Source organism: Caballeronia arvi, from assembly GCF_001544695.2.
Lineage (GTDB): Bacteria > Pseudomonadota > Gammaproteobacteria > Burkholderiales > Burkholderiaceae > Caballeronia > Caballeronia arvi.
The window spans coordinates 232636-253670 of sequence record NZ_FCOM02000005.1 but is presented as its reverse complement, the minus strand read 5'-3'; the positions used below and the strand labels follow the sequence as shown (position 1 = coordinate 253670).

The window sequence follows — 21035 nt, the reverse complement described above, 5'->3', positions numbered from 1 at the left end:
CTATTTCGCACGTTCTGCCGCCGTAAAAGTGAAACGCTTCCAGTCAGAAGAGAGGTTCCAGTCGCGGTTGTTCACTGCGTCGATCTGGAACGGCTTGGGCATCAATGCGATGTCGAGCTGCATGCGCACCGATGCGGTATAGGTTTCGCCGCCACGCACCTGATTCCGGTCGATGACGTGCCACGAAGTCACGTGCCGGATGACCGCGAGCGCTTCGTTGAGCGATGCGAAACGCAACTGCAAACCGCCCGTCGAAACGCGATATTCGTTCGTGAGCGGCTGATAGGAAAGACGGATGCTCTGCGACACGTTGACCGGCTCTTCGTCGAACCAGTACCAGCGGGGCCGCGACAGCGCGAAGTCGATCGTGAAATAGAGCGGCACGCTGCGGTTCACGGCTTCTTCGAGGCTGCTGTTGAGATCGAAGTCGAAGTGCGCGTCGAGACTCCAGCCGGCATTGTCGGCCTGCAGCGACGCGCGCTGCACGGCGATGGTCTCCGCAAACGCCGGTGAGGCTGCGACGACGGTCAGCCAGAGCGTCAGCGCAGTCCAGATGACGGCCGCGAGCCGAAGCGGAAAAAAGCGTTTGATCGTCACCGTTTCTGAAAGCGCGCGTAGAAGAATCCGTCGTGGTCCGCGAAGGTTTCCGCGCCACGGCTCAGAGACGCGAAATTTGTACCGTCCGGTGAACCCTGCACCGCGTCCGCGCTCGTGCGCGCCGCTGTCGGCAACAACTGGCCCGGCGCGTCCAATCGTACCGCATCTTCATGCGCGGTTCCAAACCAGTGGGCCTGAGCTTCGCCCTCCTCGGGAAAGATGGAACACGTCACGTAAAGCAACTCGCCGCCCTTCGCGACGAGAGGCCACAGCGCGGTCAGAATGCGGCGCTGCTCGGCGACGAGCGCATCGATGTCCGACGCGCGCCGCAGCCAGCGAATGTCCGGATGACGCCGAACGATGCCCGACGCCGAGCACGGCACGTCCGCGAGAATGCGATCGAACGGCACGCCGTCGAACCATTGCGCCGGATCGCCCGCGTCGCCCACTTCGATGCGCGCATCGAGCTTGAGGCGCGTCAGATTTTGTCCGATACGGCCGGAGCGCTCCGCGTCGCTCTCGAGGGCGATCAGATCGACGTTCGCGAGTTCGAGGACGTGTCCCGTCTTTCCACCTGGCGCGGCGCACGCGTCGAGCACGCGCATGCCGTCCTTCGCGTCGAGCCACTGCGCGGCGAGTTGCGCGCCCGCGTCCTGTACCGACACAACGCCTTCGTCGAAACCGGGAATGCGATCGACGGGCATCGCCGTTTTCAGGCGCACCGCGTGCAGGCCCGCCGCTTCGGCTTCGATGTGCGCATCGCGCAGACGCGACAGATAGTCATCGACACTTGCATGCCGCGCATTCACGCGCAGCGTGAGCGGCCCCTGCGCGTTGCCCGCTTCGAGGATGCGCTCCCAGGCGTCGGGCTGGCCGCGTCTGACCGCGTCGATCCACCATTGCGGATAATTCCAGCGCGCGACTTCGTTCGTGCGCGCTTCGTCGATCAGCGTTGCGCGCTCGCGCAGGAAACTGCGCAGCACCGCGTTCACGAGCCCCTTCGCGAAGGCAAACTCGCGGCGCGCGGCAATCGCAGTCACGGCCTGATCGACGACGGTGAACGGCGCGTAGGCCGCGTGCGCGTCGTCGTCCGTCAACAGCGCGAAAGCGCAGACGAGCACGTTGCCCACGTGCGGCGGCGGCGCTTTCTTGACGAGCTTGTGCAGCAGCGCATCGGCGAGCGCGAGACGCCGCATCGCGCGATACGCGATGTCCTGAACCGCGCCGCGCGCCGTCGCGTGCTTGCCGGACCCGACGACCGTCTGCAATGCCGCGGGCAGCGCCGAGCCCGCGCGCACCGCGCCCACGGCTTGCGCCGCGCAGTCGAGCGCGACCGCGAGCGAATCGGGCGCGAGATGCAGCGCGCTCAGGCGGGAATGCGCGGCGGTGGGCCGCCGGGAAGGCTTGTCGGTCATGGAAAACGGGAACGGTCAACGGCGACGCGCAGATTCGCGCGAACGGGGAATTGTAACTTGCGGGGATTGCGCGGCCGGGCCGGTGGCGGCTGGCCAGAAAAAAGGCCGTCCCGGCGCAACCGGAACGGCCTTCACTGAGACATTCGATCCTTAGAAGCGGCCGGTGCGCGCCATCTCCATCAGACGCGCGACGCGCTCCTCCGTTGCCGGGTGCGTCGAAAACAGATTCGCGATGCCGCCGCCCGAGAGCGGATTCATGATCATCATCTGCGCGGTCGCCGGATGCTGCTCGGCGGTCGGGAACGGCACGCCCGACGCGTACGCGTGAATCTTTTCGAGCGCGCTCGCGAGCGCTTGCGGATCGCCCGAAATCTCCGCGCCGCCGCGATCGGCTTCGAATTCGCGCGCGCGGGAAATCGCCATCTGGATCATCGCGCCCGCGATCGGCGCGAGAATCGCCAGGAGAATGCTCGCGATCGGATTCATCGGGCGGCCTTCGTCGTCGCGCCCGCCGAAGAACATCGCGAAGTTCGCTAGCGCGGAGACCGCACCGGCCATCGTCGCGGAGACCGTCGAGATCAGAATGTCGCGATGCTTCACGTGCGCCAGCTCGTGCGCCATCACGCCGCGCATTTCGCGCTCGGACAGCACGCGCAGAATGCCCGTGGTCGCAGCGACCGCCGCGTGCTCCGGGTTGCGGCCCGTCGCGAACGCGTTCGGCGCGTCTTCGTTGATCAGATAAACGCGCGGCATCGGCAACTGAGCACGCGTGGCCAGCTCGCGCACCATGCGATAGAACTGCGGCGCGGTGGTTTCGTCGACTTCCTGCGCGTTGTACATGCGCAGGACCATCTTGTCGGAAAACCAGTACGAAAAGAAATTCATGCCGAGCGCGATGAGCAGCGCGAGCATCATGCCGCTCTTACCGCCGATCATTCCGCCGATCACGACAAAGAGGGCCGTGATCGCAGCCATCAGCATCGCGGTTTTGACCCAGTTGAACATGTCCGGAGCTCCTCTCCCTGAATGCAGTGCGCGAAGTGCGCGGTTGCCCGGCCGACATGACCGGGACTACGATTGTAAGCAAAATGTTAGATAGGGGCATCCGTCAATAATTCAATCCGCGCCGATGCAATTTGAAGCAATTCATCGATGCGCCGTCGCGAGCTTGATGCCGAGTCCGACGAACGCCGTGCCGACGCCGCGGTCCAGCCACTTCTTGACGCCGGATTTGCCGGCGAAGCGCTCGGTGACGCTGCCCGCGATCCACGCGACGAAGCTGTTCCAGACGGTGCTCATCGCGATGAACACAATGCCGAGCGTGAGGAACGCGAGCGTCTTGTGCTGGCTGTCGGCGGCGACGAATTGCGGGAAGAACGACACGAAGAACAGCACGACCTTCGGGTTCAGCACGTTCGTGACGAAACCTTGCGCGAAAAGCTGGCCGAGCGATTTCGGCATCGCTTTTTCGCTTTGTTTTTCCTGGGCAGGTTGTGCATCGTCGTGCTTGGCGAAGATCAACCGCACGCCGAGATAAATCAGATAAATCGCGCCCGCCATCTTAATGACGGTGAACGCCGTCGCCGATGCCGCGAGAATCGCCGTCAGGCCGAACGCGCACGCGAGCGTATGAACAATGCAGCCCGCGGAAATGCCCAGCGACGACACGATGCCCGCGCCGCGCCCCTGCGCGACGCTGCGCCCGACGATATACGCTGTGTCGGGACCGGGCGTGACATTCAGAAGAAAAACGGCGATGAGGAAGAACGTGAAACCGGTAATGCCGAGCATCGGAAACTCCAGACGGGCGCTATTTCGAGATGCCTCATTTTAGCGCCGCGCCCTCGCCGCGGACTTATTCGCCGAGCGCGAAATGCTGGCCTTTTTCGAGCGCCGCGCCCGCGAGAAATTCGCGCACGGGCAGGCGTTTGCCGCCGGGTTTCTGCAACTGTGTGAGCTTCAGCGCGCCTTCGCCACAAATCACCACGATTCCATCCGATGAAACCTCGGCGATGATTCCAGGCTCGCCGGAACCATCGACCGGCTGCGCGGCCCAGATCTTGATCGCGGCGTTATCCACCGTGCCGAACGCGCCCGGAAACGGATCGAACGCGCGAACCTGGCGCGCAAGCTCCTGCGCCGGACGACGCCAGTCGAGCGCTGCCTCGTGCTTCGCGATCTTTTCGGCGTAAGTCGTGCCTTCTTCCGGCTGCGGCGTGGAAGGCAATGCGCCATCCCGTTCGAGGTCGCGCAGCGCCGCAACGATCAGTTCCGCGCCCATGTGCGCGAGCCGGTCGTGCAGCGTTCCGGTAGTGTCGTCGGTGAGGATCGGCGTGCGCGTCTCGCGAATCATCGCGCCGGTGTCGAGGCCGGCGTCCATCTGCATCAGCGTGATGCCGGTCTCGACATCACCCGCTTCGATCGCGCGATGGATCGGCGCCGCGCCACGCCAGCGCGGCAACAGCGACGCATGAATATTGACCGCTCCACGCGGCGGAATATCGAGCACTTCCTGCGGCAGGATCAGCCCGTAAGCAGCGACGACCATGACGTCGTGCGGCGTGTCGCGCAACAAGCCGATGGCCTCGGCCGCTTCCTGCGGATACTTGCCCGCGCGACGCAGCGATGTGGGCTGCGCGACTTTCAGGCCGTGCTCGATCGCGAAACGCTTAACCGGGCTCGCGGTGAGTTTCATGCCGCGTCCGGCGGGCCGGTCGGGCTGCGTCAAAACCAGCGGCACGGAAAAGCCCGCCGCGTGGATGGCCGCGAGCGCGGCGGCAGCGAATTCCGGCGTACCGGCAAAAACCACTCGCAGCGATTGAGTCATCGGTTACAGCGCCTTTTCCAGCTTCTTCATCTTGCCGCGAATGCGGGTCTGCTTGAGCTGCGACAGATATTCGACGAACACGTGTCCAGCCAGGTGATCCATCTCGTGCTGGATGCAGACGGCGAGCAGGCCATCGCAATCGAGCTCGAAAGTCTCGCCCTTCTGATTCAGCGCCTTCACGCGGACCTTGTCGGGCCGCTCGACGAAATCATAAATGCCCGGCACGGAAAGGCAGCCTTCTTCCCATTCCTTCTTTTGATCGCTCGACCAGACGATTTCCGGGTTGATGAAAACCATCAGCTGGTCGTGCGCGTCCGAGACGTCGATCACGATCACGCGCTCGTGCACGTCCACCTGCGTCGCGGCGAGGCCGACGCCGGGCGCGGCGTACATCGTCTCGGCCATGTCGGCGACGAGTTTGCGGATGCGGTCATCGACCACGGCGACGGGCTTCGCCACCTTGTTCAGCCGCTTGTCCGGGTAGTTGAGTATCTTGAGCAGAGCCATGATTCGGATTGTCTACGCGCGCCGCGACGCGTGTAAATCGGCCATTCGGCCAGGTTGCGGGTAATGGGGCGACATGCCGAAGATATGCGGGTGAATCGCGTCGATTCAACGCCGCCGGCAAGCGGCCAATCGGCGTCGCTTCGGGCCGTGGATCGAGCCTGAGCGACCTTTCTTTATCTGTTCCGGATCAAAAATCTTAACATGACGACCGTTGCCCTGCCGACCGAGGAAGCCGCCTCGACATTCGATGCCAATGAACTGCGCGCCTGGCTGCGGCTCGCGCATGCGAAGGGTCTGAAGCCGCTCGCGCTGCGTCTGCTGCTCGGTGCGTTTGGCGGGCCGCTCGACGTGCTGTCGGAGAGCTTCGCATCGCTCGCCGAAACCGCCGACGCCCGCGCCGCCGAAGCCGTGCTCGCGCCGCCGTCCGATATCGAAGGCGTTCCGTTCGACCACTATATTGAAGCGGTTCTGGCGTGGGCGTCGGAACCGGGTAACCACATCCTGACGTTCGCCGATGCCGCCTATCCGCAGGCGCTGCTCACCATGCCCGATCCGCCGCCGCTGCTCTACGCGAAAGGCCGGCTCGATTTGCTGCAGACCCGCGCGATCGCGATCGTCGGCAGCCGGCACGCCTCGCCGCAAGGACTCGAAGACGCACGGCGCTTTGCGCGCGCGATGTCGGATGCGGGACTCGCTGTGGCGTCGGGACTTGCGCTCGGCATCGACGCGTCCGCGCATCGCGGCGCGCTGGAAGGCGGCACCGGCACCGTCGCGGTGATCGGCACGGGCGCCGATCTCGTCTATCCGGCGGCGCATCACACGCTCGCACACGAAATCGCCCGCGATGGCGCGATTCTGTCCGAATGGCCGCTCGGCACGCCCGCCCGGTCGGCGAATTTTCCACAGCGAAACCGGTTGATCGCGGGCCTGTCGGGCGCCGTGCTGATCGTCGAAGCGGCAATGCGCTCCGGATCGCTCATCACCGCGCGGCTCGCCAACGAAATGGGGCGCGATGTCTTCGCGCTTCCCGGATCGATCCACGCGCCGCTTTCGCAGGGTTGTCATCGGCTGATCAAGCAGGGCGCGAAGCTGGTCGAAACGCCGGAGGAAGTGCTCGAAGAGTTCGGTTTTTCGTCGGCGAGCATCGTGCGTGCGGCGGCGAAGCGCGCGAAGCCGCGTCCGGTCAGCGCGTCGTGGGCATCGGCGCGAATAGCCGATTCCGACATCGGCGATCACGCCGGCCGCGTGCTCGACGCGCTCGGCCACGCGCCCGCGACGCTTGAAATTCTCGCGGCGCGCACCGATCTCGATGGCGCGGCGCTTCAGGCCGCCTTACTGCAACTCGAACTGGCGGGCCATGTGGCGGCGCTCGCGGGCGGCCGCTACACGGCGGTGGAGCGCTCGTAACGCCGTGCCGTGCTACATTCGCGGAAAAATGAGCCGTCCCCGCAGTCCACTCGAATAAAGGATGCCGCACCCGCCATGTCCGCGCTGAATCTCGATACCGATGCCGATCGCATCGCGGAGCGCATCGCCGTGCCCGGCACGCTGTTCGTCGCCTGTCTGTGCGCCGAATGGTGCGGCACGTGCCGCGAATATCGCGAAGGATTCGACAAGCTGGCGGCCGCGCATCCGGATATCTGCTTCGCGTGGATCGATATCGAAAATCACGCCGACCGCTTCGATGACCTCGATGTGGAAAATTTTCCGACCATCCTGATCGAGGATTCGGTCACGACGCGATTTTTCGGCACGGTGCTGCCGCGGGCGTCGATCGTCGATCGGATGCTGACCGACCTGACCGCGCTGCCGGGCATGGTCGGTGCGCCGAAATTGCGTCCGGCGCTCGCTACGGCCTGATCGTTTTTTTGCGCGGGAAATGCGCTTCGCGAGCCACATATTGAAGCGCCCGGATACGCGCTTCGACTACCACTGCACAAACCGTGTGCTATAAAGCGGTCGTTAAAGCAGCCCAAACCGGGCCGCTGCCAGTTACCAACTTATTGAGTCATGTCCAAAGCCCTGATCATCGCTGAGAAGCCCTCCGTCGCGAACGACATCGCGCGTGCGCTGGGCGGCTTCACCAAGCATGACGAGTATTTCGAGAGCGACGATTACGTGCTCTCGTCCGCGGTCGGCCATCTGCTCGAAATCGCGGCGCCCGAGGAATACGACGTCAAGCGCGGCAAATGGAGCTTCACGAACCTGCCGGTCATTCCGCCGCATTTCGACCTGAATCCCATCGCGAAAAGCGAATCGCGCCTGAAGGTGCTGACGAAGCTGTTGAAGCGCAAGGACATCGACCGCCTCATCAACGCATGCGACGCGGGGCGCGAGGGCGAGTTGATCTTCCGCCTGATCGCGCAGCACGCGAAAGCGAAGCAGCCGGTCCAGCGCCTCTGGCTGCAATCGATGACACCCGCCGCGATCCGCGAAGGCTTCGCGAATCTACGCAGCGACGCCGACATGCAGCCGCTCGCCGACGCCGCCCGCTGCCGTTCCGAAGCCGACTGGCTCGTCGGCATCAACGGCACGCGCGCGATGACCGCGTTCAACAGCAAGGGCGGCGGTTTCTTCCTGACGACCGTCGGCCGCGTTCAGACGCCAACGCTGTCGATCGTCGTCGAACGTGAGGAGAAAATCCGCCGTTTCGTGCCGCGCGACTATTGGGAAGTGCGCGCCGAGTTCATCGCCGCGAAGGGCATCTACGAAGGCCGCTGGTTCGATCCGAAGTTCAAGCGTGTCGAAAACGATCCTGAACAGCGCGATTCGCGCCTGTGGAGTCTCGCGGCGGCGGAATCAGTGGTAGCGGCGTGTCGCGACAAGACCGGCACGGTCACGGAAGAATCGAAACCGTCGACGCAGATGTCGCCGCTGCTTTTCGATCTGACCAGCTTGCAGCGTGAAGCCAACGGCCGCTTCGGCTTCTCGGCGAAGAACACGCTCGGTCTCGCGCAGGCGCTGTATGAAAAGCACAAGGTCCTGACGTATCCGCGTACCGATTCGCGCGCGCTGCCCGAGGACTACTTGAGCACGGTCAAGGACACGATGACCATGCTCAAGGAGAGCAACAACTATCTGCCGTTCGCGAAGCAGGTGCTCGACAAGGGCTGGGTGAAGCCGAACAAGCGCATCTTCGACAACTCGAAGATCAGCGATCACTTCGCCATCATCCCGACGTTGCAGGCGCCGAAGTCGCTGTCGGAGCCGGAGCAGAAGCTGTATGACCTCGTCGTGAAGCGTTTCCTCTCCGTGTTCTTCCCGGCGGCGGAATACCTCGTCACGACGCGCATCACCGAAGTCTCGGGGCATCACTTCAAGACGGAAGGCAAGGTGCTCGTCGAGCCGGGCTGGCTGCAGGTCTACGGTCGCGAAGCCGCGGGCGAAGACGGCAATCTCGTGCCGGTGCAGAAGGGCGAACAGGTCGACGTCGAGAAGATCGCCGCGCAAGGTCTCGTGACCAAGCCGCCCGCGCGCTACAACGAAGCGTCCCTGCTCTCGGCGATGGAAGGCGCGGGCAAGCTCGTCGAAGACGAAGAACTGCGCGACGCGATGGCCGCGAAGGGCCTCGGGACGCCGGCCACGCGCGCGGCGATCATCGAAGGTCTACTCGGCGAGAAGTACATGGTGCGCGAAGGCCGCGAGCTGATTCCGACCGCCAAGGCATTCCAGTTGATGACGCTTCTGCGCGGCCTCGGCGTCGAAGAACTCACCGCGCCCGAACTGACCGGCCAATGGGAGCACAAGCTGTCGCAGATGGAGCGCGGCAGCCTGCATCGCGATCAGTTCATGCAGGAAATCGCGCGGATGACGCAGACCATCGTCAAGCGCGCGAAGGAATACGACTCGGACACGATTCCCGGCGACTACGCGACGCTCGAAACGCCGTGTCCGAACTGCGGCTCGCAGGTGAAGGAGAACTATCGCCGCTTCGCGTGCACGAAGTGCGAGTTTTCGATTTCGAAGATTCCGGGCGGGCGTCAGTTCGAAATTCCGGAAGTCGAGGAATTGCTGCGCGAGAAAACCATCGGACCGCTGTCGGGATTCCGCAGCAAGATGGGTCGTCCGTTCTCTGCGATTCTCAAGCTTTCGCTCGATGACGAGATCAAGAATTACAAGCTCGAATTCGATTTCGGTCAGGACAGCGGCGGCGAGGACGGCGAACCGCCCGATTTCTCCGAACAGACGCCGGTCGGCGCCTGTCCGAAGTGTCAGTCACGCGTGTTCGAGCACGGCATGAGCTACGTCTGCGAGAATTCGGTATCGAATCCGAAGACTTGTGACTTCCGCTCGGGCAAGGTGATTCTTCAACAAGAAATCGCCCGCGAGCAGATGGAAAAACTGCTCGGCGAAGGCCGCACCGATCTGCTGACGAACTTCAAGTCGTCGCGTACCGGACGCAACTTCAAGGCGTTTCTCGTGAAGCAGCCGGATGGCAAGATCGGCTTCGAGTTCGAGAAGAAGGAAGCCAAGCCGGGGGCGAAGACGGCTGCGGCCAAGCGCGGCGCTGCGACGGAAGCACAGGGCGAGAGCGGCGACGAAAGCGCCGATAGCGATGTCGCCGTCGCCGCGAAAACGACGCGTGCGAAGCCCGTCGCGAAGAAAGCGCCGGCGAAGAAGGCCGCCGTCAAAAAGACTGTGGCGCGCAAGGCGAGCTGACGTTCCTCTCAGCGACAAAAAGCAAAACCCCCGCGAAGCGATTCGCGGGGGTTTTTTCCATTGCGCGCGGCTTTCGCGCGATAACTTCAGAACGGCGATGCCGCTGGCACGCGCCCTCGCGTTCGCGAAGGTTTCGACAACTTCGGCGCCATTTCGCCGTCGATCGGACGTGAGCGTGGCGCGGGCGTCGCGTGTTCATCAGCATGCTCGTAGCGGGCGGGCGCCGCCGACACGGGCCTGCCGCGACCATCGCGAATCCACTGCTCGCCAAGCTGATGATTCGGCGTCTGGCTGAAATGCTCGACCAGGTGATCGATGAACGTGCGCACCTTCGCCGGCAAGTGACGCCGGCTCGGATACGCAACATTGATCTCGACCTGCGGCAACTGATAGTCCCCGAGCAGGCGCACAAGTTGGCCGCGCGTCGTGTCGTTGCCGATCAGATAGCTCGGCAAAATCGCGATGCCCATGCCGAGCAGCGCGAACTGCCGCAGCATTTCCGTGTTGTTCGCGATGATCACGTTCTGCGGGCGCACGCGCACCTCGCCTTCCGGACCGGTGAACACGCGCTCGTCGCCCCAATATTCGGAGGGCAGGCTCAGGCACGGATGTTCGAGCAGATGCTCCGGGCGCGTCGGCGTGCCGTGCTTTTCCAGATACGCAGGCGTCGCGCAGACCGTCATGCAACCCGTCGTCAGGCGCCGCGTGACGATGCTCGCACTCTTCACCTGCCGGGCGATGACGATGCCGACATCGAAACCTTCCTCGACCAGATCGACCTGACGATCGACCAGCGTCACATCGGGCACGACCTTCGGATAACGCTGCGCATACGTCTGCAACACGGGCGCGAGATTGTGCAGACCGAACACGACGGGCGCGACGATCCTGAGCGACCCGAGCGGCTCGTGATTGCGCGCCACCACCATTTGTTCGACGTCTTCCAGTTCGTCGAGAATCTGCCGCGCCCTTTCCAGATAGACCTGGCCGGACTCGGTGAGCGAAAGGCTGCGCGTCGTGCGGTTGAGCAGACGCGTGCCGAGGCGGCCTTCGAGGTCCGCGACGTGGCGCGTCGCCACCGCATTGGAGATATCCATCGCGCTCGCGGCCCGGGCGAAACTTCCGAGATCCGCGACACGCACGAACACTCTCATCGACTGCAAATGATCCATAAGACAACTCCTGCCGCTACACGGCTCGAATTCTGCTGCAAAGCAATTCAGGATTATCCTAGGACCGGCACTTTCGTGCAGAAGTTGCCGGGAAGCACGAAAAAGTCGAAAAAAATCTGGTAGTTAGCCGCGTTATGCCGATGAAAGATCACCGATTGTTGCGCTTCACACAACACTCGCCCGGGTATTCGCTGATAGACGAAATTTTTTAAAAGACTGGCCGCGTCTATTTTGACGGTGTAGGCAAGAAAAAACGGGCCGGCTTGCGCCGACCCGTTCTTTTGGGGATTGATTCAGTTTTTGACATCAATCCTGCGTGGCATTACGCCGCGAGACGTTTCTCCATCCCGGCTTTTGCTTGCGGCAAGGCTTCCGGCAAGCCGTGTTTCAGTTTCGCGAACAACTCGTCATGCAGCGCGAGTTCGTCGCGCCAGGCCGTATCGTTGACAGAGATGACCTGCTCGAACTGCTCGCGCGTGAAGCCGAGCGCGCCCCAGTCGATATCTTCGTAACGGGGCGAAATGCCGAACGCGTGCTCCTCGCCCTTCGCCGAACCTTCGATGCGGCCGATCATCCAGTTCAGCACGCGCATGTTCTCGCCGAAGCCCGGCCACACGAACTTGCCGTCGTCGCCCTTGCGGAACCAGTTCACGCAGAAGAACTTCGGCGCCTTCGCGTTCATCGATTCGACGCGCTCGCCCACCTTCAGCCAGTGGCCGAAATAATCCGCCATGTTGTAGCCGCAGAACGGCAGCATCGCGAACGGATCGCGGCGCACGACGCCCTGTTGGCCGGCAGCGGCGGCGGTGGTTTCGGAGCCCATCGTCGCGGCCATGTAGACGCCTTCCTTCCAGTCGCGCGCTTCGGTCACGAGCGGCACCGTGTTGGAGCGACGTCCGCCGAAGATGAACGCGTCGATCGGCACGCCGGCCGGGTTCTCCCAATCCGCATCGATCGACGGACATTGCGACGCCGGCGCCGTGAAGCGCGCATTCGGATGCGCGGCCTTCGCGCCCGTTTCTTTCGCGATTTCGGGCGTCCAGTCGCGGCCCTGCCAGTCGATGAGATGCGCCGGCGGCGTGTCGGTCATGCCTTCCCACCATACGTCGCCGTCGTCGGTCAGCGCGACGTTCGTGAAGATGACGTTTTCCTTCAACGTGGCCATTGCGTTGAAGTTGGTCTTTTCGCTCGTGCCCGGCGCGACGCCGAAATAGCCCGCTTCCGGGTTGATCGCGTAGAGGCGGCCGTCGCGGCCCGGCTTGATCCAGGCGATGTCGTCGCCGATGGTCGTCACCTTCCAGCCGTTGAGATCGCTCGGCGGAATCAGCATCGCGAAGTTGGTCTTGCCGCACGCCGACGGGAACGCAGCCGCAACGTGATATTTGCGCCCTTGCGGCGACGTCACGCCGAGAATCAGCATGTGTTCGGCGAGCCAGCCTTCGTCGCGGCCCATTGTCGAGGCGATGCGCAGCGCGAAGCACTTCTTCCCGAGCAGCGCGTTGCCGCCGTAACCCGAGCCGAAGCTCCAGATTTCGCGCTTTTCGGGGAAATGGACGATGTACTTCGTGTCGTTGCACGGCCACGGCACGTCCTTGCGGCCATCGACGAGCGGTGCGCCGACCGAATGCACGCACGGCACGAACCCGCCGCTCTCGCCGAGCACGTCGTACACGGCGCGGCCCATGCGCGTCATGATGCGCATGTTCGTCACAACGTACGGGCTGTCCGACAATTCCACGCCGATATGCGCGATCGGCGAGCCGAGCGGGCCCATCGAGAACGGCACGACGTACATCGTGCGGCCGCGCATTGCGCCGTCGAACAGGCCGTCGAGCGTCACGCGCATTTCCTGCGGATCGATCCAGTTGTTCGTAGGGCCGGCATCTTCGCGACGCTGTGAACAGATGAACGTGCGGTCTTCGACGCGCGCCACATCCGAGGGGTCCGAGCACGCAAGAAAGGAATTCGGGCGTTTTTCGGGGTCAAGCTTCTTCATGGTGCCGGCATCGACCATCTGCTGGCAGAGCCGGTCGTATTCTTCCTGCGACCCGTCGCACCATTCGATGCGATCCGGCTTGGTCAGGGCCGCGACTTGCTGCACCCATTCGATGAGTCGTCGGTGACGGACATGAGCCGGCGCTTTGATTTCGACGGCGCTTTTATTGTTGTCTTCGACTACTGCGGGCTGGTTCATCGAGCTGTCTCCGTTCTTCTGCAATGAAAACCGATTTGCCCATACGACGCTGCATGCGAGAGGCGTTTGCGACTCGAACCGCCGGGCGCTTTCGTGCAACTCCGACAGATGGTTTCATCGCACGAAATGCGGTTCGGGAGCCAATGCGGCGTCACGGGCATGAATCCTTTACAAGCAAACCGTACCTTTCGCGGCTTGCGTGGCAAAGGAACAAACTGTTAAAAAGAGATACTAAGTGGCCTGCCTCCTCGCGAAATTCCGTGATTTCCGCTAGTTGCGCGGAATTTCTCTATTTTGGCGGGGACGCACGAGCCTCCTGAAAAATGGGGAGTCAAGCATAACACCGCATCGCGCGAACATTGTGATGCAGCGCAATAAGACACAATAGAGCGCAATTTATCGGTATTTACCCGAATTTAAGCGCTCCATTCTCTCCCTCGATAAAAATGCAGCACGTTCGATGCCTAACAAAAGCCAATCCATGCCCATGAAAATCGCCATTCTCGACGACTACCAGGACGCCGTCCGGAAGCTCGATTGCTTCCATTTGCTCGATGACCATGAGGTGAAAGTCTTCAATAACACGGTGCGTGGTCTCGGACAGTTGGCCAGCAGACTTTCGGAAGTCGACGCGCTCGTCCTGATCCGCGAACGCACCCGCATCAGCTCTCAACTGCTCGACAAATGCCCGAAACTGCGCATGATCAGTCAGACGGGGCGGGCGGGCGGCGGTCACATCGATATCGATGCGTGTACGGAACGCGGCATCGCGGTGCTGGAAGGCACGGGCTCGCCCGTCGCGCCCGCCGAACTGACGTGGGCGCTCATCATGTCGGCGCAGCGGCGCATCCCGCAGTACGTCGCGAACCTCAAGCAAGGCGCGTGGCAGCAGTCGGGGCTGAAGACATCGGCGCTGCCGCCGAACTTCGGGCTCGGACAAGTGCTGCGCGGGCAGACGCTCGGCATCTGGGGCTACGGGAAGATCGGCAAACTGGTCGCGGGCTACGGCAAGGCCTTCGGAATGAACGTGCTCGTCTACGGACGCGAGCATTCCCAAAGCGCGGCGCGCGAAGACGGCTTCGCCGTTGCCGAGACCCGCGAGGCATTCTTCGAACAAAGCGATGTCCTGACGCTGCATCTGCGTTTGACCGACGAGACGACGGGCATCGTCAAGCAAGACGATCTGATGCGCATGAAGCCGACCGCGCTCTTCGTCAACACGAGCCGCGCCGAACTGCTCGAAGAGAACGCGCTGCTCAATGCGGTGCATCACAACCGTCCGGGCATGGTCGCGGTTGATGTCTTCGAAAGCGAGCCGATTCTGCAGGGCTACGGCCTGCTGCGGCTGGAGAACGTGATCTGCACGCCGCACATCGGCTATGTGGAGCGCGAAAGCTACGAGCTGTACTTCGGCGCCGCGTTCCGGAACATCCTCGCGTTCGATGCGGGCGACACATCGAGCGTCTTCAACAAGGAAGCGCTCCAGCACGCGCGCCGCCGCTGAGCGCGATTGGCGTGGCTAGAGCGTCGAGATCTCGATCGACGGCTCGCAGCGCACCGGAAAATTCACCGAATTGGCGATGAAACAGAAGCGGTGCGCGTCGTCGTGAAGGCGCGTCGCGAGACCGGAGTCGCCACCAGCGCCGATCGTCACGCGCGGGCGCAGCGTCACATCGACGAAACGTCCGCTCCCGTTCTTCTCCTCTTGCATCGTGCCGATGGCTTCATCGACATATGCCGTCACGACGATCTTGTTCGTCGCGCACAGGTGCAGATACCAGAGCATGTGACACGACGACAGCGACGCCACGAACAACTCCTCCGGATTGTGGCGCGCGGGATCGCCGCGAAACGCCGGATCGCTCGACGCTTCGATCGCCGTCTTGGCGCCGACGCGCACGAGATGCTCGCGCGAGTAGGCGCCGTAGGCCGATGTGCCGGAACCGAGATTGCCCGTCCAGTCGACGGTCAGTTGATATGTGTGCTGCTTCGCCACGGCGTGCTCCTTGTCAGGAGAGATGTTCGGCTGCTTTAAGAAGACTCGGCGCGCGATCGAGAAAATCCTCGCCGTCCGCGCGGCCCAGATCGTAAGCATGTTGCATTTGCGACGGACTCGTATAGTCCCAGCTCGAAATCGGCACCTTGCGCGATGGCTGGATGTAGATGCGTTTCTGCTCGCCGTGCGGCACGACGAACATGCGCTCGCGCGGATAGAGCCGCGTGACCATCACGAGCACAAGACCGGGCGTTGCATCGAGCGCGGCGACGGGCACGTTGTCGACCATGCCGCCATCGAGGACGGGACGGCCGTTGCGTCGCAGGATCGGCGTGAACGGCGGGGTGCTCGACGACTGGAGGATGAGATCAGCGAGATCGTCGATCGTCGCGCATTCCTGCGCTTTCACGAATTCGGGATGGAAGCCGAGCGTCTGACCGAGCGTCGGATGCAGCGTCTTGCGCACGTATTTCTCGATGTTGTACGCGATCAGACCCGCCGCGACCGCGCTGCGCGCACCGAGCCAGCGCGGCAGATGCGACACGCCGATACGGATCTCGGGCGCTTTCGCGAGGTCGCGAAAGCGGTCCGCGAAGATATCGAGCAGCGCCTGACGATAGATGCGGTAGTGCGGAAACACCGATTGTCCGCGCAGCAGGTTGCCCCAATAGGCGTTTTTCCTGTTCTCGCGCAGCGCTTCGGCGTAGTAGCGCATGACCCAGCGCGACTCGTTCGTATAGAGCATGCACGCCGTGGCCGCTCCCGCCGATATCCCCGCGATGACGCGCGGCCTGAGATTCAGTTCCGGCTGGATGACGTCCCAGAATCCGGCTTGCCACCAGCAGCGGTTTCCGCCGCCGGCGAATACGACCTGATCGAACATTTACTTGGTGATGAGCGCGTAGGTTGTCGTGGCATGCGCGGCAAGTTCGCCTTGCGCGTCGCGCAGTTCGATATCGCCGAAGACGAGATTGCGGCCGCGGCGCTGGATGCGCGCGGTGACGACGACGTCGCCGGTTTTTACGGGGCGCATGAAGGTCGTGTTGAGGGAGACGGTGGTCATCGGCTGGAAACCGCCCAGTGCGTGCGAGATGACGACGACCATCGCGGTATCGGCGGCGGCCATGAACACCTGACCGCAGATGACGCCGCCCGCGTGGCGGAGGTGGTCGGAGTACGGCAGGCGCAGCGTGACCGCATCGTCGGCGATGGATTCGGGCGCAAGTCGTAACTCCTTGACCCACGGGGCCAGGATGCTGTCGAGCAGAGCGCGAATGGCGGTATCGTCCATTTTTGTTGGCCTGGTTTGGATGCGCCATGATACCGGGACCATGGGGCGTCGATGCTGCGGGGATTTGGAGGGTTTCGTCAGAAAGTTAAGAATTTTCTTCGCGGGGGTATTGCGCTTCTGTAAAAAGTGACGCTATAATTTCGTTTCTGTTGGGGCGTTAGCTCAGTTGGTAGAGCAGCGGACTCTTAATCCGTAGGTCGAGTGTTCGAGTCACTCACGCCCCACCAAGCATTACGAAGCCCGGTTAGCGAAAGCTGACCGGGCTTTTTCGTTTCTGTCCGCGCTCGCGCGCTGTGGTCACGGCTCTGTTCACTGACCGCACCACCCAACTCGATCAGTGGCTTAGCCTTAGCTGTACATGGCACGTGAGCCAGATAGCAGGTTGAGTGACGATATTTCGTTTTATCGCCCTCAACCGCGTCGAACTTGCTCGTCTCAAAGCACCGCGAACCACGCCTTGATTTTGAGGGCCATCAACTTTCTCCGTTCTTCCAGGAAAACATCGTATGCACCAACGTTTCCATAAAGCATGGAAACGGGGACACAGTTAGCCTCGAGATTTGCTATCAGTTCTTCTCGTTTGTCGATTCCACCGTACTTCTTTTCTCCACCCGTACATTGCATCAATAATTCCTCGAAGTAGACCCTCGGATCCTTCGCACCGATAGCAATGTTGATTTCGCTCTGCGCCACGACATAATTCGCGATTTGGTTATACGCGGCCGCTTTGAATTGCTGATTGGAAAGATGCTTCTTGGGATAAAGATGATGCACGTCCGCCTGATTGAGCAGAAGGTCCATTACCGTGATATCCCGCGAGAGAAATCCCTTGTCTCCCAGTTTCGCCTGCGCAGCCATATAGCATAAAAAATATGGACTTTTGATCGACGACGTAGTCATGAACTGCGGCAGCATTCCAGTCCAGAAACTGTCTGGCAGTTCGTTCGCGATTACCGCATCGACATATTGCTGAACGCCTTGCGATTCAACCTGCCTGATGTCGAAATCAAACTGGGACTCGGGAGATCCGCTATAGCGCCCCCGGAGCGTCGACATGGTGTACCAGCGCCGTACGATCCGTTCGAGTTCAGGCGCGGGAATCCCATTCTTCCGGCCTCGCAGATAAAGAACGTAGGCAAAATTCACCGCGTTCTGACTGCTGATAAGCGAACTGGAGACAAATCCGGCAGAACGCAGGATCATCGTAAATCGATTGAAGTGCGTCTCGTTGATAAACGAGAGCACGCCGCTTTTCAGTTGGCTGAACGATTGCTCCGCAATAACTTCTTCAAACTGTTTTGTTTCGAAGTTCCGTCCGGACAGGAGAGCAACAAGATCCTGAAGCTTGCCGCGGCCGAATTCTGACGTGAAAGCAACGCGCAACATGTCGGTGTATGTGGGATCGTAAATGTCGTCGTTGACATTGCAAATCCACTTCATCTTCTCATAGAACCCGGACGAAACGAACCGCTTGTCGGAGGCCTCGATCTTTGCTTTGAAGTCGGGTGCGACGGCCAAATGGCAGAAATAGTCGATCGCCTTGCGGAGCATATTTCCGCCATATGTCTCATTCACCGCAATCTTCGACATGGCGAAGTCGGCTTGCGACAGCGAGGCACCTGCAGAGTTGACCCGTATAAAAATCTCCGTGACCGTTTCTATGTCCAGATCCTCGGCCAGCTCAATTACGCCCACATGGTTGTGAACGATGCCGCGCAGTTTCTCGATAACGTTAAAGATTTTGTCCTGTGTACATCCGCTGTTGGCTGTGCAGTAGTCGCTGACCATTTGAAAAACGCTGGTCTGTGAGTCGAACACGGCGGCAATGTCCGGCAACCAGGCGCTGTTCTTGCGAATCGCCGGATTCGATACTTCGAACGTCTCCTCTTGGGGATTGAACGCGATGCGAATCTGAACGGTTTCATAGTCGTCGTTGAGCACTTCTACGCCGAGCAACGAGGCCATCAGCGCAGTGACGCGCTGCTGACCGTCGATCAAGATCCGCTTGCCCATCGACGTCGAACCATCCTTGAGCTTTACATTCGGATTCTTCCACGCAATGAGGTAGCCGACTAGATATCCCTGATATAGGGAATCGAGCAGGTTCCGGACCCGAGTCGCCTCCCAGACGAAAGGTCGCTGAATCTCCGGGATAGCGATTTCACCGGACTTGACCCATGTCAGTAATGTCTCGATCGGGTGGGGAGTAACGGAATAACGTTGAGTTGACATTATTGAAACAATCTATGTTTTTAACTCGGATGCACTACTAATGACGTGGCCATGCAAACGTGCTTTTCAGCCGAACTCGCAAAATCGGCACATGGATGCCTTCGATCAACTGAAAGCGGTCGCTTTCGAAGCAGAATTATAGGCTTTCGGTTTTGATTTGCCGCTGCCCCGAATTCTCAAACGACATCAGCTCTCCGCGCCAACAACAACTCCCGCAACACCGACCGATGACACCGCGCTTCATCCTCGCAATAGCATCCAACAGCAAAATTAGTCTGATGCGACAACGCCGCCAATAAATCCAGCGTCTTGCTCGCATCCGATTCCGCCATTTCCGCCTTGAATTTCTTCACGAACGCGCGCCAGTCCTTGTCGTTCTCGGCGTGAAGCGCTTCCGTCACGAGTTCCTGCGTCGGCGACAGCACCGGATACCACACGTCATAAAAATCGCGCTTCGCGAACTCGGCCTTTGGCACACCGCGCGGCGGCCGACGCACCGTGCCGATGCGCAATCCCTCGCCCTCTGCGCGCGGTGACCCGAGCCGCACGATTCGTATCGTCATCATTGGTCTCCTTCGATAAATACGGCCCGCAAAGCATACCCGCTGACATCGCTTTGAAAGCTCCCGCGCGCACGCTCAGCGGACCGCGCGATCTTCCCGTATCGTTTCGGATTATTCTTCTTCCGCTTACATCCGAACCGCCGCCGTGCCCACCGAAGAACGACTCCCAACCTCCGCCCGCAATCCCGACGCGCCGATGACCCCGCTCGAGCGCCGCGGCATGGCCGCGATCCTGCTCTCGGTCGCACTCGCGACGCTCGACACCGCCATCGCCAACACCGCGCTGCCCGCGATAGCCGCCGATCTGCACACGACGCCCGCCGCCTCCGTCTGGATCATCAACGCGTATCAGCTCGCGATGGTCGCGACGCTGCTGCCCTTCGCCGCGCTCGGCGGCATTCTCGGCCATCGGCGCGTGTATCTCGCGGGGCTCATCGTGTTCCTCGTGGCATCCGCCGTGTGCGCGTTCTCGTGGTCGCTGCCGACGCTCGTCGCCGCGCGGCTGTTGCAAGGCATCGGCGCTGCCGCAATCATGAGCGTCAACGCGGCGCTCATCAGCGCGATCTTTCCGCCGCATCGGCTCGGGCGCGGCGTCGGGCTGAACGCGCTCGTCGTCGGGATTGCGTTCGCGGTCGGGCCGACGGTCGCGTCGATCGTGCTCTCGCTCGGCACGTGGCCGTGGCTCTTCGCGGTCAATCTGCCAGTCGGCGTGTTCGCACTGATGATCGCGTGGCCGTCGCTGCCGCAGACCAAACGCGCCGAACACGGCTTCGATCGAGTCGCGGCATTGCTGAACGTCGTCACGTTTGCGTCGCTGATCTTCGCGCTCGGCGAAGCGGCCCAGCGCGCGCCCGCGCGGATCGTGCTCGCGTCGTTCGGCATCGCGCTCGTCGCCGGCATTCTGCTGTTGCGACGCGAACGCGGCCATCCCGCGCCGATGCTCCCCGTCGATCTCTTTCGCCGCCCGATGTTCGCGCTCTCGACGATGACCGCCATCTGCTCGTTCGCCGCGCAGGGTCTCGCGTTCGTGTCGCTTCCGTTTTTCTTCGAGAGTGTGCTGGGCCGCAGTCAGGTCGAAACCGGATTTCTGATGACGCCATGGTCCGCGCTCGTCGCGCTGATGGCGCCGCTCGCGGGACGCCTGTCCGATCGGCACGCGCCCGGTCTGCTGGGCGGCGTCGGACTCGCGATCCTGTGTGTGGGAATGGTGTCGCTCGCCATGCTGCCGGCAGAGCCGCACGCGCTGGAAATCTGCATCCGCATGGCGATCTGCGGCGCGGGCTTCGGCTTCTTTCAGTCGCCGAACCTGAAAGCGTTCATGTCGAGCGCGCCGCGTGAACGCAGCGGCGGCGCGAGCGGCACGATCGCGACTTCGCGCCTCATCGGTCAGGCGACGGGCGCGGCGCTCGTCGCGCTGTGTTTCAGCATCGCCGGCAAGCACGGTCCCGCGCTCGCGCTGTCGCTCGGTGCAGCGTTCGCGGGCGCGGGCAGCGTCGCGAGCGGCTTGCGGCTCGTCTCGCGCAAGCCGTCGAAGGCGGCATCGGACGGCATCGCGGCGGAGCCTTCGCAAAAAGCCTGACGC

At 62.0% G+C, this 21035-nt stretch carries 18 protein-coding genes and 1 tRNA gene; 6 read left to right on the top strand and 13 right to left on the bottom strand.

The features are described 5' to 3' along the window. From AWB74_RS08865 to def, 6 genes are all read right to left on the bottom strand, one after another. On the bottom strand, positions 1-597 hold the full coding sequence (locus tag AWB74_RS08865; RefSeq protein WP_061146389.1) for a DUF4390 domain-containing protein: 597 nt from the start codon (positions 595-597) through the stop codon (positions 1-3). After that, positions 594-2012, bottom strand: coding sequence for a 16S rRNA (cytosine(967)-C(5))-methyltransferase RsmB (gene rsmB / locus AWB74_RS08860; protein WP_061146388.1), 1419 nt, complete (start codon positions 2010-2012; stop codon positions 594-596). The genes AWB74_RS08865 and rsmB overlap by 4 nt, the downstream gene beginning before the upstream one ends. Before the next feature lie 150 nt (positions 2013-2162). Further along, positions 2163-3017, bottom strand: a complete 855-nt coding sequence (htpX, locus tag AWB74_RS08855; protein WP_061146387.1) for a zinc metalloprotease HtpX — start codon at positions 3015-3017, stop codon at positions 2163-2165. A 141-nt stretch (positions 3018-3158) separates the two neighbouring features. Next, a complete protein-coding gene (locus tag AWB74_RS08850; protein ID WP_061146386.1) occupies positions 3159-3803 on the bottom strand; it encodes a LysE family translocator in 645 nt (214 codons plus the stop codon). A gap of 64 nt (positions 3804-3867) precedes the next feature. Then, on the bottom strand, positions 3868-4839 hold the full coding sequence (gene fmt, locus AWB74_RS08845) for a methionyl-tRNA formyltransferase (RefSeq protein WP_061146385.1): 972 nt from the start codon (positions 4837-4839) through the stop codon (positions 3868-3870). 3 nt (positions 4840-4842) lie between these two features. Next, on the bottom strand, positions 4843-5346 hold the full coding sequence (gene def / locus AWB74_RS08840; RefSeq protein ID WP_061146384.1) for a peptide deformylase: 504 nt from the start codon (positions 5344-5346) through the stop codon (positions 4843-4845). Positions 5347-5547: 201 nt separating this feature from the next. Here def and dprA point away from each other — a divergent pair, with 201 nt between their 5' ends. From dprA to AWB74_RS08825, 3 genes are all read left to right on the top strand, one after another. Further along, the gene (dprA, locus tag AWB74_RS08835; RefSeq protein ID WP_061146383.1) at positions 5548-6753 is read left to right on the top strand and encodes a DNA-processing protein DprA; all 1206 of its coding nucleotides are present in this window, start codon (positions 5548-5550) and stop codon (positions 6751-6753) included. A 75-nt stretch (positions 6754-6828) separates the two neighbouring features. Then, positions 6829-7206 carry a thioredoxin family protein gene (locus tag AWB74_RS08830; RefSeq protein ID WP_061146382.1) on the top strand — a complete coding sequence of 126 codons (378 nt, stop codon included), beginning with the start codon at positions 6829-6831 and terminating at the stop codon, positions 7204-7206. A 150-nt stretch (positions 7207-7356) separates the two neighbouring features. Then, positions 7357-10005 (top strand): DNA topoisomerase III, encoded by a 2649-nt coding sequence (locus AWB74_RS08825; protein ID WP_061146381.1) that lies wholly within the window; start codon positions 7357-7359, stop codon positions 10003-10005. 86 nt (positions 10006-10091) lie between these two features. Here the strand turns inward: AWB74_RS08825 and AWB74_RS08820 are convergent, their stop codons facing one another. Together AWB74_RS08820 and AWB74_RS08815 are read right to left on the bottom strand one after the other, a co-directional pair. After that, positions 10092-11177: a LysR family transcriptional regulator gene (locus AWB74_RS08820; protein WP_061146380.1), complete on the bottom strand. Its 1086-nt coding sequence runs from the start codon at positions 11175-11177 to the stop codon at positions 10092-10094. Positions 11178-11499: 322 nt separating this feature from the next. After that, complete coding sequence (locus AWB74_RS08815) at positions 11500-13371, bottom strand: phosphoenolpyruvate carboxykinase (GTP) (RefSeq protein ID WP_061146379.1); 1872 nt, start codon at positions 13369-13371, stop codon at positions 11500-11502. 487 nt (positions 13372-13858) lie between these two features. Here AWB74_RS08815 and AWB74_RS08810 point away from each other — a divergent pair, with 487 nt between their 5' ends. Next, a complete protein-coding gene (locus AWB74_RS08810; RefSeq protein WP_061146378.1) occupies positions 13859-14875 on the top strand; it encodes a D-2-hydroxyacid dehydrogenase family protein in 1017 nt (338 codons plus the stop codon). Between the two features lie 15 nt (positions 14876-14890). On the opposite strand, the gene AWB74_RS08805 is transcribed toward AWB74_RS08810, so the two are convergent. From AWB74_RS08805 to AWB74_RS08795, 3 genes are read right to left on the bottom strand one after another with little or no spacing between them, the layout of a single operon-like run. Then, positions 14891-15367 carry an OsmC family protein gene (locus tag AWB74_RS08805; RefSeq protein ID WP_061146377.1) on the bottom strand — a complete coding sequence of 159 codons (477 nt, stop codon included), beginning with the start codon at positions 15365-15367 and terminating at the stop codon, positions 14891-14893. Between the two features lie 13 nt (positions 15368-15380). Further along, positions 15381-16250 (bottom strand): patatin-like phospholipase family protein, encoded by an 870-nt coding sequence (locus AWB74_RS08800; protein ID WP_061146376.1) that lies wholly within the window; start codon positions 16248-16250, stop codon positions 15381-15383. After that, entirely contained in the window at positions 16251-16658 is a 408-nt protein-coding gene (locus AWB74_RS08795) for a PaaI family thioesterase (RefSeq protein ID WP_061146375.1), read from the bottom strand. It abuts the gene before it with no gap. A gap of 151 nt (positions 16659-16809) precedes the next feature. Between AWB74_RS08795 and AWB74_RS08790 the strand changes: the two genes are divergently transcribed. After that, positions 16810-16885 (top strand) — tRNA-Lys (locus tag AWB74_RS08790). A gap of 208 nt (positions 16886-17093) precedes the next feature. On the opposite strand, the gene AWB74_RS08785 is transcribed toward AWB74_RS08790, so the two are convergent. Beyond that, positions 17094-18890 (bottom strand): GmrSD restriction endonuclease domain-containing protein, encoded by a 1797-nt coding sequence (locus AWB74_RS08785; RefSeq protein WP_061146374.1) that lies wholly within the window; start codon positions 18888-18890, stop codon positions 17094-17096. Positions 18891-19066: 176 nt separating this feature from the next. Beyond that, a complete protein-coding gene (locus AWB74_RS08780; protein WP_061146436.1) occupies positions 19067-19453 on the bottom strand; it encodes a DUF488 domain-containing protein in 387 nt (128 codons plus the stop codon). A 196-nt stretch (positions 19454-19649) separates the two neighbouring features. On the opposite strand from AWB74_RS08780, the gene AWB74_RS08775 reads away from it, so the two are divergent. Continuing rightward, the gene (locus AWB74_RS08775) at positions 19650-21032 is read left to right on the top strand and encodes an MFS transporter (protein ID WP_061146373.1); all 1383 of its coding nucleotides are present in this window, start codon (positions 19650-19652) and stop codon (positions 21030-21032) included. The last annotated feature ends 3 nt before the right edge of the window (positions 21033-21035 follow it).